The 14702-nt window shown below is 71.9% G+C and carries 13 protein-coding genes and 1 pseudogene; 9 read left to right on the forward strand and 5 right to left on the reverse strand.

Translation table 11 applies throughout. The features are described 5' to 3' along the window. Window positions 1-22: 22 nt before the first annotated feature. Window positions 23-433 (reverse strand): Fur family transcriptional regulator, encoded by a 411-nt coding sequence (locus ACFY8U_RS31595; protein ID WP_361765406.1) that lies wholly within the window; start codon window positions 431-433, stop codon window positions 23-25. 265 nt (window positions 434-698) lie between these two features. Here ACFY8U_RS31595 and katG point away from each other — a divergent pair, with 265 nt between their 5' ends. The 7 genes from katG to mug all read left to right on the forward strand — a co-directional run bounded on the left by katG (window position 699) and on the right by mug (window position 9055). Continuing rightward, entirely contained in the window at window positions 699-2921 is a 2223-nt protein-coding gene (gene katG / locus ACFY8U_RS31600; RefSeq protein WP_389575648.1) for a catalase/peroxidase HPI, read from the forward strand. A gap of 104 nt (window positions 2922-3025) precedes the next feature. After that, a complete protein-coding gene (locus ACFY8U_RS31605) occupies window positions 3026-3514 on the forward strand; it encodes a GNAT family N-acetyltransferase (protein WP_389575716.1) in 489 nt (162 codons plus the stop codon). A 143-nt stretch (window positions 3515-3657) separates the two neighbouring features. Next, entirely contained in the window at window positions 3658-4998 is a 1341-nt protein-coding gene (locus ACFY8U_RS31610; RefSeq protein WP_389575649.1) for a hemolysin family protein, read from the forward strand. Further along, window positions 4995-6014, forward strand: coding sequence for a hemolysin family protein (locus ACFY8U_RS31615; RefSeq protein WP_389575650.1), 1020 nt, complete (start codon window positions 4995-4997; stop codon window positions 6012-6014). The genes ACFY8U_RS31610 and ACFY8U_RS31615 overlap by 4 nt, the downstream gene beginning before the upstream one ends. A 149-nt stretch (window positions 6015-6163) precedes the next feature. After that, window positions 6164-6943, forward strand: coding sequence for an SGNH/GDSL hydrolase family protein (locus ACFY8U_RS31620; protein ID WP_361597548.1), 780 nt, complete (start codon window positions 6164-6166; stop codon window positions 6941-6943). Between the two features lie 88 nt (window positions 6944-7031). Further along, window positions 7032-8474 carry an adenylosuccinate lyase gene (gene purB, locus ACFY8U_RS31625; protein ID WP_361597545.1) on the forward strand — a complete coding sequence of 481 codons (1443 nt, stop codon included), beginning with the start codon at window positions 7032-7034 and terminating at the stop codon, window positions 8472-8474. Then, window positions 8471-9055, forward strand: coding sequence for a G/U mismatch-specific DNA glycosylase (gene mug / locus ACFY8U_RS31630; protein WP_361438096.1), 585 nt, complete (start codon window positions 8471-8473; stop codon window positions 9053-9055). Before purB ends, mug begins: the two co-directional genes overlap by 4 nt. Here the strand turns inward: mug and ACFY8U_RS31635 are convergent. Further along, on the reverse strand, window positions 9033-9401 hold the full coding sequence (locus tag ACFY8U_RS31635) for a hypothetical protein (protein ID WP_389575651.1): 369 nt from the start codon (window positions 9399-9401) through the stop codon (window positions 9033-9035). The genes mug and ACFY8U_RS31635 overlap by 23 nt on opposite strands. Before the next feature lie 143 nt (window positions 9402-9544). Between ACFY8U_RS31635 and ACFY8U_RS31640 the strand changes: the two genes are divergently transcribed. Continuing rightward, the gene (locus ACFY8U_RS31640; protein ID WP_361649490.1) at window positions 9545-10702 is read left to right on the forward strand and encodes an ROK family transcriptional regulator; all 1158 of its coding nucleotides are present in this window, start codon (window positions 9545-9547) and stop codon (window positions 10700-10702) included. Between the two features lie 167 nt (window positions 10703-10869). Here the strand turns inward: ACFY8U_RS31640 and ACFY8U_RS31645 are convergent, their stop codons facing one another. Both ACFY8U_RS31645 and ACFY8U_RS31650 read right to left on the reverse strand, forming a co-directional pair. Beyond that, entirely contained in the window at window positions 10870-11610 is a 741-nt protein-coding gene (locus tag ACFY8U_RS31645) for a GntR family transcriptional regulator (protein ID WP_389575652.1), read from the reverse strand. Between the two features lie 270 nt (window positions 11611-11880). Then, window positions 11881-12765, reverse strand: coding sequence for an RNA polymerase sigma-70 factor (locus tag ACFY8U_RS31650; RefSeq protein ID WP_389575653.1), 885 nt, complete (start codon window positions 12763-12765; stop codon window positions 11881-11883). A 114-nt stretch (window positions 12766-12879) separates the two neighbouring features. Here ACFY8U_RS31650 and ACFY8U_RS31655 point away from each other — a divergent pair, with 114 nt between their 5' ends. Further along, window positions 12880-13710 carry an alpha/beta fold hydrolase gene (locus tag ACFY8U_RS31655; RefSeq protein ID WP_389575654.1) on the forward strand — a complete coding sequence of 277 codons (831 nt, stop codon included), beginning with the start codon at window positions 12880-12882 and terminating at the stop codon, window positions 13708-13710. Between the two features lie 93 nt (window positions 13711-13803). Here the strand turns inward: ACFY8U_RS31655 and ACFY8U_RS31660 are convergent. After that, window positions 13804-14589, reverse strand: a pseudogene (locus ACFY8U_RS31660) (EamA family transporter); the annotation flags it as partial. Between the last annotated feature and the right edge of the window lie 113 nt (window positions 14590-14702).

Here is a 14702-nt window from a genome sequence, read left to right on the forward strand (position 1 = left end):
GGGCACGACCCGAGCACCCCGCCTAGGCGCAGGACGGGCAGAGCCCCCGGTAGGTGACCTCGGCCTCGGACACCGCGAAGCCGAACCGCTCTCCCACCGGAAGGTCGGCCAGCGGGTCCCCGATCGGGTGGACGTCGCGGATGGTGCCGCAGCGCGAGCACACCAGGTGATGGTGGGGGTGGTGCGCGTTCGGGTCGTAGCGCTTGGCCCGGCCGTCGGTGGAGACCTCGGCGACCTCACCGAGGGAGACCAGCTCGCCGAGCGTGTTGTAGACCGTCGCCCGGGAGATCTCGGGCAGCCGTTCCGCCGCGCGGACGTGCACCTCGTCGGCCGTGAGGTGCACATGGTCACCGTCGAGGACCTCGGCGACGACACGCCGCTGGGAGGTCATACGCCAGCCGCGTCCTCGCAGTCGCTCCAGCAGGTCGCTCATTCGGTTCACCCATTCAGCTCGGACTTCGCTCGGTCATCGGTTCCGACGTCGGGTCGGACCTCGGCGGGACACGCGACGTTCACCCAGGACGGAGACTCCCGATGCGATAGAGGATTGGCGCGCTTCTTGACTTGGACTCTGTCTATCATAGGATCGATTCCGGCAATAGCCAAGGGACAACATGGCTCCGGACGGGCGACACGACCGCCTTCCCCCGGGCCGCCCCGGCTGAGCACCGCGATCCGCCCCGTCCGGAAGGATTCCCATGTCCGAGAACCACGATGCACTCGTCACCGACGCGAAAGCGGAGGGCGCGGGTGGCTGCCCGGTCGCGCACACCGCGCGCGCCGCGCACCCCACCCAGGGCGGCGGAAACCGCCAGTGGTGGCCGGAGCGGCTCAATCTGAAGATCCTCGCCAAGAACCCCGCCGTGGCGAACCCGCTCGGTGAGGAGTTCGACTACGCCGAGGCCTTCAAGGCGCTCGACCTGGCGGCCGTGAAGCAGGACATCGCGGAGGTCCTGACCACCTCCCAGGACTGGTGGCCCGCCGACTTCGGCCACTACGGCCCGCTCATGGTCCGTATGGCCTGGCACAGCGCCGGTACGTACCGCATCAGCGACGGCCGCGGTGGCGGCGGCACCGGTCAGCAGCGCTTCGCGCCGCTCAACAGCTGGCCGGACAACGGCAACCTCGACAAGGCCCGCCGTCTGCTGTGGCCGGTCAAGCAGAAGTACGGCCAGTCCATCTCCTGGGCCGACCTCATGATCCTCACCGGCAACGTCGCCCTGGAGACGATGGGCTTCGAGACCTTCGGCTTCGCCGGCGGCCGCGCCGACGTGTGGGAGCCCGACGAGGACGTGTACTGGGGCCCCGAGACCACCTGGCTCGGCGACGAGCGCTACACCGGTGACCGCGAGCTGGAGAGCCCGCTCGGCGCGGTCCAGATGGGCCTCATCTACGTCAACCCCGAGGGCCCCAACGGCAACCCGGACCCGATCGCCGCGGCCCGCGACATCCGCGAGACGTTCCGCCGCATGGCGATGAACGACGAGGAGACCGTCGCCCTCATCGCCGGTGGCCACACCTTCGGCAAGGCCCACGGCGCCGGCCCGGCGGACAGCGTCGGCGTCGACCCCGAGGCCGCGCCGCTGGAGGCCCAGGGCCTCGGCTGGGCGAACACGCACGGCACCGGCAAGGGCGCCGACGCGATCACCAGTGGCCTCGAAGTCACCTGGACCACCACGCCCGCGCAGTGGGGCCACGACTTCTTCAAGCACCTCTTCGAGTACGAGTACGAGCTCACGAAGAGCCCGGCCGGTGCGCACCAGTGGGTGGCGAAGAACGCCGAGGCGATCATCCCCGACGCGCACGACGCGTCGAAGAAGCACCTCCCGACGATGCTCACCACCGACCTGTCGCTCCGCTTCGACCCGGTCTACGAGCAGATCTCGCGGCGCTTCTACGAGAACCCGCAGGAGTTCACGGACGCCTTCGCCCGTGCCTGGTTCAAGCTGACCCACCGTGACCTGGGTCCGGTCGTGCGCTACCTCGGCCCCGAGGTCCCGTCCGAGACGCTGCTGTGGCAGGACCCGCTGCCGGCGCGCGAGGGCGAGCTGATCGACGCGGCGGACATCGCCTCCCTCAAGGAGCAGGTCCTCGGCTCGGAGCTCACGGTCACCCAGCTGGTCTCCACGGCCTGGGCCGCCGCCTCCTCCTTCCGCGGCAGCGACAAGCGGGGCGGCGCCAACGGCGCCCGTATCCGCCTCGAGCCGCAGCGCAACTGGGAGGTCAACAACCCGGACGAGCTGGCGCAGGTGCTGCGTACGCTCGAGGGCATCCAGGCGTCCTTCAACTCCGCGGGCGGCAAGCAGGTCTCGCTGGCCGACCTGATCGTGCTCGCGGGCTCCGCGGCGGTCGAGAAGGCGGCCAAGGACGGCGGCTTCGACGTCGAGGTGCCGTTCACGCCGGGCCGTGTCGACGCCGCGCAGGAGCAGACGGACGTCGAGTCGTTCGCCGCGCTCGAGCCTGCCGCCGACGGCTTCCGCAACTACGTCGGCAAGGGCAACCGCCTGCCGGCCGAGTACCTGCTGGTCGACAAGGCGAACCTGCTGACCCTCAGCGCGCCCGAGATGACGGTCCTCGTCGGTGGTCTGCGCGTCCTGGGCGCCAACCACGGCCAGTCCAAGCACGGCGTCCTCACCGACAAGCCGGGCACGCTGTCCAACGACTTCTTCGTCAACCTGCTCGACCTGGGCACGGCGTGGAAGTCGACGTCCTCGGCGCAGGACGAGTTCGAGGGCCGCGACCTCGCCACCGGCGAGGTCAAGTGGACCGGCACCCGTGCCGACCTCGTCTTCGGCTCGAACTCCGAGCTGCGCGCGCTCGCCGAGGTCTACGCGAGCGCCGACGCCAAGGCGAAGTTCGTGAACGACTTCGTCGCGGCGTGGAACAAGGTCATGGAGCTGGACCGCTTCGACCTCGTCTGATCAGGAACCCGGGCCCCGTGATCGCGGGGCCCCGGCCCTGAGGAGACCCCACCGTGAAGTCCAGGCCTGCCCGTCCGGGCAGGCCTGGACTGCTCTCCGCCCACATCGCGAAACACGCTCGACGGACGGCCGGAGCCGGTGGTGGGATGCGGATCATGACCGAACCGCGCATCCGGGCCGCCGTGCCGGCCGACCTCGACGCCGTCCTCGCCTTCTGGAGGATCGCCGCCGAGGGCACCAGCATCAGCGACGACCGTGACGGGATCGAGCGGCTCGTCGCCCGCGACCCCGAGGCCCTGCTCCTCGCCGAGCGCGACGGCGAGCTCGCCGGCACGGTGATCGCCGGCTTCGACGGGTGGCGCTGTCACCTCTACCGGCTCGCCGTGCACCCGGACCATCGCCGCCGGGGGGTGGGCGGCGCGCTGCTCGCGGCCGCGGAGGAACGTTTCGTACGGCTGGGTGGCCGACGCGCCGACGCGATGGTGCTCGACCACAACGAGCTCGGACAGCACGCCTGGCGGGCGGCGGCGTACGACCCCCAGCAGCAGTGGACCCGCTGGGTGAAGCCGCTCCCGAGCGCCCCCCGTGGCTGAGAACGGCTTTGCCCGTCCTTTACCATGGGTACTTCCAACCCCCGCACGATCGAAAGGTGTGAGCGTCCGCCCATGGGCGAGCCTCCCAGTACCAAGCGAGCGATACCTCTGTCCGTGACTGATCATGGAACGGAGGTGAACCGATGATCGAAGTGCTTCTGCTCGTGGTGGCTCTGCTGCTCTCGCTGGCGTGCGGCGCCTTCGTGGCGGCCGAGTTCTCGCTGACCACGGTCGAACGCTCCGAGCTCGAGAAGGCCGTCGAGCGGGGGGAGCGGGGTGCGTCGAGCGCCCTCAAGGCCGTCAAGTCGCTCACCTTCCAGCTCTCCGGCGCTCAGCTCGGCATCACCGTCACCAACCTGATCGTCGGCATGCTCGCCGAGCCGTCGATCGCCAAGCTGATCCGCGGCCCGGTCGAGGCCCTCGGCCTCTCCCCCTCGGTCGCCTCCTCGATCGCCCTCGTCCTCGGCACCGCCCTGTCGACCGTCGTCCTGATGGTCGTCGGCGAGCTGGTCCCGAAGAACTGGGCCATCTCCTCGCCGCTGGCGATCGCGAAGCGGGTGGCGACCCCCATGCGGATCTTCACCGCCGCCTTCAAGCCGCTGATCAGCCATCTCAACAACACCGCCAACCGGATCCTGCGCCGGCTCGGCATGGAGCCGACCGAGGAGCTGGTCTCCGCCCGCTCCCCGCAGGAGCTGGTGGCCCTGGCCCGGCACTCCGCCAAGCAGGGCGCCCTCGAGGCAGACACCGCGGAGCTGTTCGTACGGACCCTCAACCTGGCCGAGCTGACCGCGGAGAACGTGATGACCCCGCGCGTGCAGGTCACGGCCCTCGACGTACAGGCCACGGCCGAGGACGTCGCCAACGCGACCCGCGCGACCGGCCTGTCCCGCTTCCCGGTCTACCGCGGCAGCCTGGACTCCGTCGTCGGCATCGCCCACATCAAGGACGTCCTGGCGATACCGGCCGACGAGCGGCGCCGCCGGCGCATCGGGGACATGCTGCGCCAGCCGCTGCTGGTCCCGGAGACGCTGACCGTGGACCGGCTCCTCGACCGGCTGTCCGGCAAGCAGACCATGGCCGTCGTCATCGACGAGTACGGCGGTACGGCCGGTGTCGCGACGCTGGAGGACATCGTCGAGGAGGTCGTCGGCGAGGTGCGCGACGAGCACGATCCGCACGAGACCCCCGACCTGGCGCGGGCGGGCGTGGACGCGGACGGACGCGAGCTCTGGTCCGCCGACGGCGCCGCGCGGACCGACCAGCTGGAGACGATCGGCCTGCGCGTACCGGACGGACCGTACGAGACGCTGGCCGGTGTCATCGCCGCCGAACTGGGCCGGATCCCGTCGGTCGGTGACCGCGTGGAGCTGGCCGGCTGGCGCCTGGACGTGGTGGACGCGTCCGGACGCCGGGCCGCGCGGGTGCTGATGCACATGCCCCCGCTCGAAGAGTCCGGCACGACCCGGGAGGCGGGCCGATGACCGCGATCCAGTTGCTCATCGGCGCGCTGACGCTGGTCGTCAACGCCTTCTTCGTCGGCGCGGAGTTCGCCCTGATCTCCGTACGCCGCAGTCAGATCGAGCCCGAGGCGGAGGCCGGCAACCGGCGGGCGCGCAGCGTCATCTGGGGCCTTGAGCACGTCTCGGCGCTGCTCGCCGCGGCGCAGCTCGGCATCACGCTGTGCACGCTGGTGCTCGGCATCGTCGCCGAGCCGGCCATCGCGCACCTGCTCGAACCGGTCTTCGACGCGATCGGCGTGCCGCACGGTCTGGTGCACCCGATCTCGTTCGTGATCGCGCTCTCCGTGGCGACGTACCTGCACATGCTGCTGGGCGAGATGGTCCCCAAGAACATCGCGCTCGCCGAGCCGACCCGCTCGGCGCTGCTGCTCGGGCCGCCGCTGGTGGCGCTCGCGCGTGCGCTGCGTCCGGTGATCTTCTCGATCAACGCCTTCGCCAACGTGCTGCTGAAGCTGTTGCGGGTGGAGGTGAAGGACGAGGTCTCGGCGACGTTCTCGGACGACGAGCTGGCGCGGATGGTGACCGACGCGGGTGTCGCCGGTCTGCTGGACGACCGCGCGGCGGAACGGCTGCACGACGCCCTGGAGCTGGGGCGCCGGCCGGTCCGGGATGTCGTCATGCCGGTGGAGAAGGTCGTGTACGCGGCGGTCGGGACGACGCCCGAGGAGCTGGAGGCCCTCTCCGCCGAGTCGGGCTTCTCCCGTTTCCCGGTGGTCGACTCGGGCCGCGGGATCCTGGGCTACCTCCATGTGAAGGACGCCCTGGACGTGACGCCGAGGGATCTGCCCTTCCCGGTCTCTGCGATGCGGCCGATCGCCCGGGTCCGGGCGGCCACGCCCATGGACGACGTCCTGACGGCGATGCGCCGCAGCCGTACGCATCTGGCGGCGGTCCTGGACGAGGACGGCAAGCTGGCCGGCCTGGTCACGATGGAGGACGTGCTGCGGGAGCTGGTCGGTCGGCCGACAGCGCCGTAGGACGGCGGGAAGCCGTAGACAGCGGGAACAGGCAACAGGAGCCCCGGGGCGCGTCCAGCGCTCCGGGGCTCCGTCGCGTCGTCGGCGGCGGCCGGCCTCCCCGGCTCCGGAGGAACGCGCGCATACCGCGCGGTATGATCTCTTCCGCCATGGAGATGAATGCCACCTACACCAGTCTTGTCGCGGTCGGGGACAGCTTCACCGAGGGCATGTCGGACCGACTGCCCGACGGTACCTACCGGGGGTGGGCCGACCTTCTCGCGGCACGCCTCGCCGCCCGCACCCCCGACTTCCGCTACGCCAACCTCGCCGTCCGGGGCAAGCTCATCGGCCAGATCGTCGAGGAGCAGGTGGACCGGGCCGCCGAGATGAAGGCGGACGTCGTGACCCTGGTCGGCGGCCTGAACGACACCCTGCGGCCGAAGGTCGACATGGGCCGGGTACGGGGCCTGCTCACCGAGGCCGTCGAGAAGCTGGCGCCCTCCTGCGGGCAGCTGGTCCTGATGCGCAGCCCAGGACGCAACGGACCCGTGATGGAGCGTTTCCGGCCGCGCATGGAGGAGCTCTTCGGGTACGTCGACGAGCTCGCCGCCCGCCATGGCGCGCTGGTGGTCGACCTCTACGGGGCGCCCGCGCTCGGCGACCCGCGCCTGTGGGACGTCGACCGGCTCCACCTCACCGGCGAGGGGCACCGGCGGGTGGCCGAGGCCGTGTGGCAGGCCCTCGGGCTCGCGCCCGAGGCCGACTGGCGCACGCCGCTGCCGTCGGCCCTGCCCCCGCGCTGGGTGACCCGCCGTGCCGCCGACGCGCAGTTCGCGAGGGAGCACCTCGGCCCGTGGATAGGACGGCGCCTGACCGGCCGCTCCTCGGGCGACGGCCGCCCGGCGAAGCGGCCGGACCTGCTCCCGTACGAGCCGCCGACGGCCTGACCCACGCGCGCGTGACGGGCGTCTCGTAGCAAGAGACAAACCTGGCCGTGGCGCTGGCCTGCAGAAACCGCCAGTAGAATCTGTCCACGTGACTGCTGTGACTGCGAAGCCCCGTATCCCCAACGTCCTGGCCGGCCGCTACGCCTCCGCGGAGCTCGCCGTCCTCTGGTCCCCCGAGCAGAAGGTGAGGCTGGAGCGTCAGCTGTGGCTCGCCGTGCTGCGTGCTCAGAAGGACCTCGGGATCGAGGTTCCGGACGCCGCCCTCGCCGACTACGAGCGCGTGCTCGATCAGGTCGACCTCGGCTCCATCGCCGAGCGCGAGAAGGTCACCCGGCACGACGTGAAGGCCCGGATCGAGGAGTTCAACGCCCTCGCCGGACACGAGCACGTCCACAAGGGCATGACGTCGCGCGACCTCACCGAGAACGTCGAGCAGCTGCAGATCCGGCTCTCGCTGGAGCTGATGCGGGACCGCACGGTCGCCGTCCTCGCGCGGCTCGGCAAGCTGTCCGGCGAGTACGCCGAGCTCGTCATGGCCGGCCGCTCCCACAACGTCGCCGCCCAGGCCACCACCCTCGGCAAGCGCTTCGCCACGGCCGCCGACGAGCTGCTCGTCGCCTTCGGCCGCCTGGAGGAGCTGATCGCCCGCTACCCGCTGCGGGGCATCAAGGGCCCGGTCGGCACCGCGCAGGACATGCTGGACCTCCTCGGCGGCGACGCGGCCAAGCTCGCCGACCTGGAGCAGCGCATCGCCGGTCACCTCGGCTTCGCGCACGCGTTCACCTCCGTCGGCCAGGTCTACCCGCGCTCGCTCGACTACGACGTCGTCACCGGCCTGGTGCAGCTGGCCGCCGCGCCGTCCTCCATCGCCAAGACGATCCGTCTGATGGCCGGTCACGAGCTGGTGACCGAGGGCTTCAAGCCCGGCCAGGTCGGCTCGTCCGCGATGCCGCACAAGATGAACACCCGCTCCTGCGAGCGCGTCAACGGCCTCATGGTCATCCTGCGCGGCTATGCCTCGATGACCGGTGAGCTGGCGGGCGACCAGTGGAACGAGGGCGACGTGTCGTGCTCGGTGGTCCGCCGGGTCGCCCTGCCGGACGCCTTCTTCGCCCTGGACGGCCTGCTCGAGACCTTCCTGACCGTGCTCGACGAGTTCGGCGCGTTCCCGGCGGTCGTCGCGCGCGAGCTCGACCGGTACCTGCCGTTCCTGGCGACCACCAAGGTCCTCATGGGCGCCGTCCGCGCCGGTGTCGGCCGTGAGCTCGCCCACGAGGCCATCAAGGAGAACGCCGTCGCCTCCGCCCTCGCCATGCGCGAGCAGGGTGCCGAGCGCAACGAGCTCCTCGACAAGCTGGCCGCCGACGAGCGGATCCCGCTGGACCGCGCGCAGCTCGACGCCCTGATGGCGGACAAGCTGTCGTTCACCGGTGCCGCCGCCGACCAGGTCGCCGCCGTCGTCTCCCGTATCGAGGAGATCGTCAAGCAGCACCCGGAGGCCGCCGCGTACACCCCCGGGTCGATCCTCTGACGAGGTTCACCCCGCAGGAGCTGGAGGCCGCTCGCGACCGCGTCATCCCCGATGTGGTGGCGGGCGGCCTTTCGGTCCTCTTCTGCGGGATCAACCCGGGTCTGATGTCGGCGGCGACGGGCCACCACTTCGCCCGCCCCGGCAACCGATTCTGGCCCGTGCTCGCCCGGTCCGGGTTCACGCCCCGTCTGCTGAAGCCGTCGGAGCAGGAGGAGCTGCTCGCGTACGGTCTCGGCATCACGAACGTGGTGGCGCGGGCGACCGCGCGGGCCGACGAGCTGAGCGCCGAGGAGTTCCGGGAGGGCGGCCGGCTGCTGACCGAGCGGGTGGAGCGGCTGCGTCCGCGCCTGCTGGCGGTGGTCGGCATCACGGCGTACCGGACGGCGTTCGGCGAGAAGCGCGCTGTCGTCGGCGAGCAGGAGCGGACGATCGGGGAGACCCGGATCTGGGTGCTGCCCAATCCGAGCGGGCTGAACGCGCACTGGACGGTGGGGGCGATGGCGGAGGAGTTCGCGCGACTGCGCGAGGCGGCGGGGGTGCCGGACCGGCGGCCCGACGTCACGGCGGATCCACACCCGTGACGCAGGCGAGGAGTCCGTGGCCGTCCGCGCCACGGCGCGTGAGTCCGAGCACGACCCAGTGGGCGTCCACCCGCCAGAGCTGGATGTCGGGCACGGAGGCGCAGATGAACCCCCAGGGCTCCGGTATCTCCTCTCCCGCTCCGGCTCGGGCGACCAGGGAGTGGAGGCTGACGAGCCGGGGCGGACCCCAGCGGGTTTCCAGGAGCAGGGCGAGGGCTTCCCGTTCCGCCTCCGCCTGCTCCTCGGTCGGCTCCTCGACGGCTAACTCCGTGAGGTGGTAGCCCTCTTCGGGGAACGCGCGGGCGCGCAGCAGATCGAGGGCGGCGAGATGCTGGGCGAGCGTCATGTGTTCAGTAAACCGGCAGGCTCTGACAGCCGATGCTCCGTCAGGAGCCCGGTTCGCCACAGTGGGGTACGGGCGGACCTCGCCGCACCTCTGTCCATTGAGTAACATCCGGCAGACATGCGCACGAGCTGGGAGGACACACGGTGGGGCGGCTGACCGGCGGGGATCCGTCGCTGCTGCGGCGGATCAATTCCGCGGTGGTACTCCATGCTCTGCGGGGCGCCGACGCGCTCACGCTCACGGACCTGACGCGGATCACCGGGCTGTCCCGGCCGACCGTCGAGGGCGTCGTCGAGGGGCTCATCGTCGGAGGTCTGGTCGTCGAGTCGGCGCCCGAGGAGGGCGAGGCGAGGCGGCAGGGCCGACCTGCCCGGAGGTTCCGCTTCCGGGCGGAGGCCGGGCATCTGCTGGGCATCGAGATCGGCCCGCACCGGGTCGCCGCGCTGCTCTCGGGCCTGGACGGCCGGATCATCGGCGCGGGGTCCCGTGACGTCTCGGAGACGGCTCCGGAGGACGAGCGCCTGGAGCGGGTCCGTACGGTCGTGGCGGACGTGCTGCGCAGGGCCGGGGTCGCGCGGTCGAACCTGCGGGCGGTCGGCGTCGGCACGCCCGGGATCGTCGAGGCGGACGGCACGGTACGGCTCGGTACGGCGCTGCCCGGCTGGACGGGCCTGGCGCTCGGGGAGCGGCTGCGGCGTTCGTTCAAGTGCCCTGTGCTGGTGGAGAACGACGCCAACGCGGCGGCGGTCGCGGAGCACTGGAAGGGTGCGGCGACCGACTCCGACGACATCGTCTTCGTCCTGGCCGGGCTGAGCCCGGGTGCGGGTTCGCTGATCGGCGGGCGTCTGCACCGGGGGTACGGCGGGGCGGCGGGCGAGATCGGCGCGCTGCATCTGCTGGGCCGGGGTGTCACGCCCGAGCACCTGCTCTCCACCACGGACGAGCCGCTCCATCCGCTGGACGAGCAGGCGGTGGCCGAGGTCTTCACGCTGGCCCGCGGGGGCGACGCCCGCGCGGAGGCGGCGGTGGAGCGCTTCACGCAGCGCCTGGTCCACGACGTGGCGGCGCTGGTCCTCGCGCTGGACCCGGAGCTGGTCGTGATCGGCGGCTGGGCCGCGGGCCTGGACGGTGTCCTGCAGCCCCTCCGCGACGAGCTGGCCCGGTTCTGCCTGCGGCCGCCCCGCGTGGTCCTGTCGATGCTGGGCGAGGCGGCGGTGGGCACGGGCGCGCTGCGGCTGGCCCTGGACCACGTGGAGGAGCAGCTCTTCGCGGTGGAGGGCACGGTGACGGCCCGCCGCTGAGGGGTGGGCGGGGGTGCCGGTGGCGGAGGGCGGTACGGCCGGCCACCGTGCGGGCGCGCGATGGCGGTGACAGCGGTGACGACGGTGACAGCGGTGAGCCCGGGTGGGCCGCCGTGGCGGTCCCTCCCGGGCTCGGGCCGGTTACGAAGGTTTCGTCGGGGTCCCCGTCAGGACGCCATCACCAGGTCGCCCGAGTCGCCGAAGGTCAGGCGGCAGGTGTCGGCGCGGTAGGTGGCCACCGAGACCGCGGCGGTGCGGCCCTCGGAGAGGTAGCGGGTCGTGACGACGAGGACCGGGGCGCCCGGGAGGCGGTCCAGTTCCTTGGCGTCGTCGGCGCGGGCCGAGCCGAGCTCGACGGCGCGGTCCTGCCCGTCCAGGGCGAGGCGCTGGAGTTCGCGCAGGACGCCACGGGCGCGGGCGGGGCCGGCCGGGGTGTCGATCGCGGTCAGGTCGGGGACCGAGGAGGACGGCACGTACAGGAGCTCGGCCGCGACCGGCTGGCCGTGCGTGACGCGCAGCCGGCGCACGATGTGCACCTGCTCGTCGGGGGCGAGGTCCAGGAGCCGGGCGACGGCCGCGGGGGCGGTGTCGCGGCCGGAGTCCACGGACTGCCAGGTCTCTTCGCCGACACCGGGCCAGACGTGCTGCGTCGTGGAGACGTCGACGCCCATGCGCGGCGGCGCGACGGTCGTACCGACACCGCGGCGGCGCTGCAGGCGCCCCTCCAGCTCCAGCTGCTCCAGTGCCTGGCGGAGCGTGGCCCGGGCGACGCCGAAACGCGCGGCCAGATCACGCTCGTTGGGCAGGATCTCGCCGACGGCGAAGTCGGAGTCGAGTGCCTCGCCGATCACGGTCTTGAGGTGCCAGTACTTCGGCTCCGGAGCCGATTCCAGCTGCGTGGTCCCCACCCTGATCCTCCGCAATTCGCCGTGTCCCGCGGCGGTTTTCCGCGCCCTTGTTTATTAAAGGTTCCTGCACTAACTCTGCGACCATAAGGCGGCGCACCTACTTGGTCAAGACCAATCGTGACCCGGATGCCCTCGATTGCGGCCCTCTGACGTAGATCGTTCACAGGACGTTCGCACCGTTGTGTGCCATGCGCAGCAAAGTGCCCCGCCTCCGGAGAGAAGGCGGGGCACAGGGGCAGGCGGTAGGGCGCCTCACGGCACCGGCGCAGGTCAGCCGGGGTCGACGGCGTGCAGCTTCTCGGGATTGCGCACGATGTAGACGCACTGGACGCGCCCGTCGCGCACCTCGATCTGGAAGACCGAGTCGGGCTTGCCGTCGGCGAGGGCCAGCAGTCCGGGCGCGCCGTTGACCTCCAGGAAGCGGAACTCGAAGGCCGCCTCGGCGCCCTGGGCGACGGCGATGAGGAAGCGGCCGACCTTGTCCGCGCTGTCGATGACCCGGAGGGGTGCCTTCGCCTTGCCGCCGCTGTCGCCGACGAGCCGCGCGTCCGGCGCGAGGAGGGCGAGGAGCTGTTCCAGGTCGCCGCCTGCCGCCGCGGCGAGGAAACGCTCGGTGAGGTCACGGCGTTCGGCCGGGTCGACGTCGTAGCGGGGCCTGCCCTCGTCGACATGACGGCGGGCGCGGCCGGCGAGCTGGCGGACGGCGGCCTCGGAGCGGTCGAGCGCGGTGGCGATCTCCCCGTACGGGAAGCCGAACGCCTCGCGGAGCACGAAGACCGCGCGCTCCAGCGGCGAGAGGGATTCGAGGACGACGAGGACCGCGAGGGAGACGGAGTCGGCGAGCATGGCGCGCTCGGCGGTGTCGGGGACGGACGGCCCGAAGTCCGTGACGACGGGTTCGGGCAGCCAGGGCCCGACGTAGGACTCGCGGCGCGCCTGGACCTGGCGGAGCCGGTCGAGGGCAAGCCGGGTGGTGATCCGTACGAGATAGGCGCGCGGTTCGCGGACGTCGTCCCGGTCCGCGGAGGACCAGCGCAGCCAGGCCTCCTGGACCACGTCCTCGGCGTCGGCGACGCGGCCGAGCATGCGGTAGGCCACGCCGACGAGCATCGGCCGGTGTTCCTGGAAGACGTCGGTCAGCGTGTCGGTCACCACTCCCCCATCCCAGCCGACGCGTCGCGCTCTGTCCAGTTCCGTCCGCGCCCTTGAACTCGTATCTACTGAGCGGTAATTCTTGCTGACAGGGTGTCTAAGTCAAGGAGCAGACGTATGTCCGCACAGATCTCGTTCACGGTCCAGACCCCGGCGGGTCCAGGCACGGTCTCCGTGACGTACGAACGCAGGGGCGCCGGTGAGCCGCTCCTCTTGCTGCACGGCATCGGCCACCACTGGCAGGCGTGGGAGCCGGTGCTCGACATCCTGGCCACCGAGCGGGACGTCGTGGCCGTGGACCTGCCGGGCTTCGGCACCTCGCCCGCGCTGCCGGACGGCTGCGCGTACGACCTGTCGACGGTCGTTCCGGTCCTGGGCGCCTTCTGCGAGGCTCTCGGTCTCGAACGGCCGCACGTGGCGGGCAACTCCCTGGGCGGTCTGCTCGCCCTGGAGCTCGGCCGGGAGAAGCTCGTACGGTCGGTCACCGCGCTCTCCCCGGCCGGGTTCTGGTCGGAGAGCGAACGGCGCTACGCCTTCGGGACGCTGCGCGCGATGCGTGCGGCCGCGCTGACGATGCCGGTGCCTCTGATCGAGCGGCTGTCGCGCAGCGCCGCCGGGCGGACGGCGCTGACGAGCACCATCTACGCACGCCCGGGGCGCCGTTCACCCGAGGCGGTGGTCGCCGAGACGCTCGCGCTGCGGGAGGCCACCGGATTCCGAGAGACCCTGGAGGCCGGCCGGACGGTGATGTTCGGAGACGACATCACCGCGGTGCCCGTGACCGTGGCCTGGGGCACCCGCGACCGGCTGCTGCTGCGCCGTCAGGGCGTCCGTGCCAAGCAGACCGTGCCCGGGGCGCGGCTCGTCCGGCTGCCCGGCTGCGGGCACGTTCCGATGAGCGACGACCCGGCTCTCGTCGCCCGGGTGATCCTGGACGGCAGCCGCTGACGGCTCACGGCGGGTGAAGAGCCCGGTACCGATGGCCGCTCCGGCGCCGACGAGGAGGCCGCCCGCGGCCTGCGGCAGGCCGAACCCGCCGGTCGCCACGAGCGCCGCGGTCACGGCCGCGGCGACCGGGATCGCGCCGGTGAAGAGGGTGGCGCGCTCCATGCCGATCCGCTGGACGCCCATGTAGAACAGGACGAACCCGACGACCGTGGCCAGCACGGCCTGCCACACCAGGGCGCCCGACTCCACGGCCGTCGGCATCCGCAGGAACGCGCCGCCGTCCACCGCGAGGCCGAGCAGCGCCGACTCGACGGCGGCGATCCCGCAGACGACGGCCGTCAGGAGCTTCGGCCCCAGCGGACGGAGCACCGGTACGGCGAGGACCGTGAACCCGACCTCGCCCGCCAGTGCTCCTACGGAGTAGGAGAGGCCCGCCAGGTCGGTGCGGCCCCAGCCCTGGACGGTGAAGGCCCCGGCGGCCACCAGGAGTGCGCCGTAGAGGACCGGCCGGCTGGGCCTGCGCCCCTCCAGGAGGGGGACGACCACGGCCACGACGATCGGGGCGCAGCCGACGAGGACGCCGGGGACGGCCGGTTCGGCCGTGCGTTCAGCGGCGAGGATCGCCAGGTTGAAGCCGACCATGCCGACGGCGGCGAGCACGGCGAGCCGGGTCCATCCGCGGACCCCGAGCCCCCGCAGCGCCTCGAGCCCGCCGGGGCCGAGCAGGGGTAGCAGGAGAAGACAGGCGGCGCCGTAGCGCAGGGCCTGGCCGCCCGCGTACGGATAGTCGCCGAGAAGGCTGTTGGCGGTGAAGGAGGCGCCTACGAGGGCATAGGCGACGGTCACGAGGAGGGCGCCTCGCAGGGAGTTCGCGTTCATGCCTCCGACGCTAGGAAGCAGGCCGGTCCGGTTTAAGGGCCACTTTCCTCACGGTTTCAGGGACCACTTCGCCCTTTCCGCACGTCAGGGTCACCCTGAGGGGAAGTAGGGGC

Origin of the sequence: Streptomyces sp. NPDC012508, from assembly GCF_042902595.1 — a bacterium.
Lineage (GTDB): Bacteria > Actinomycetota > Actinomycetes > Streptomycetales > Streptomycetaceae > Streptomyces.

Coding starts and splice junctions, on each gene's coding strand:
- katG (WP_389575648.1), top strand. CDS start 699: ATGTCCGAGAACCACGATGCACTCGTCACCGACGCGAAAGCGGAGGGC.
- ACFY8U_RS31610 (WP_389575649.1), top strand. CDS start 3,658: ATGATCGAAGTGCTTCTGCTCGTGGTGGCTCTGCTGCTCTCGCTGGCG.
- ACFY8U_RS31655 (WP_389575654.1), top strand. CDS start 12,880: ATGTCCGCACAGATCTCGTTCACGGTCCAGACCCCGGCGGGTCCAGGC.
- ACFY8U_RS31635 (WP_389575651.1), bottom strand. CDS start 9,401: ATGACGCTCGCCCAGCATCTCGCCGCCCTCGATCTGCTGCGCGCCCGC.
- ACFY8U_RS31615 (WP_389575650.1), top strand. CDS start 4,995: ATGACCGCGATCCAGTTGCTCATCGGCGCGCTGACGCTGGTCGTCAAC.
- ACFY8U_RS31595 (WP_361765406.1), bottom strand. CDS start 433: ATGAGCGACCTGCTGGAGCGACTGCGAGGACGCGGCTGGCGTATGACC.
- ACFY8U_RS31620 (WP_361597548.1), top strand. CDS start 6,164: ATGGAGATGAATGCCACCTACACCAGTCTTGTCGCGGTCGGGGACAGC.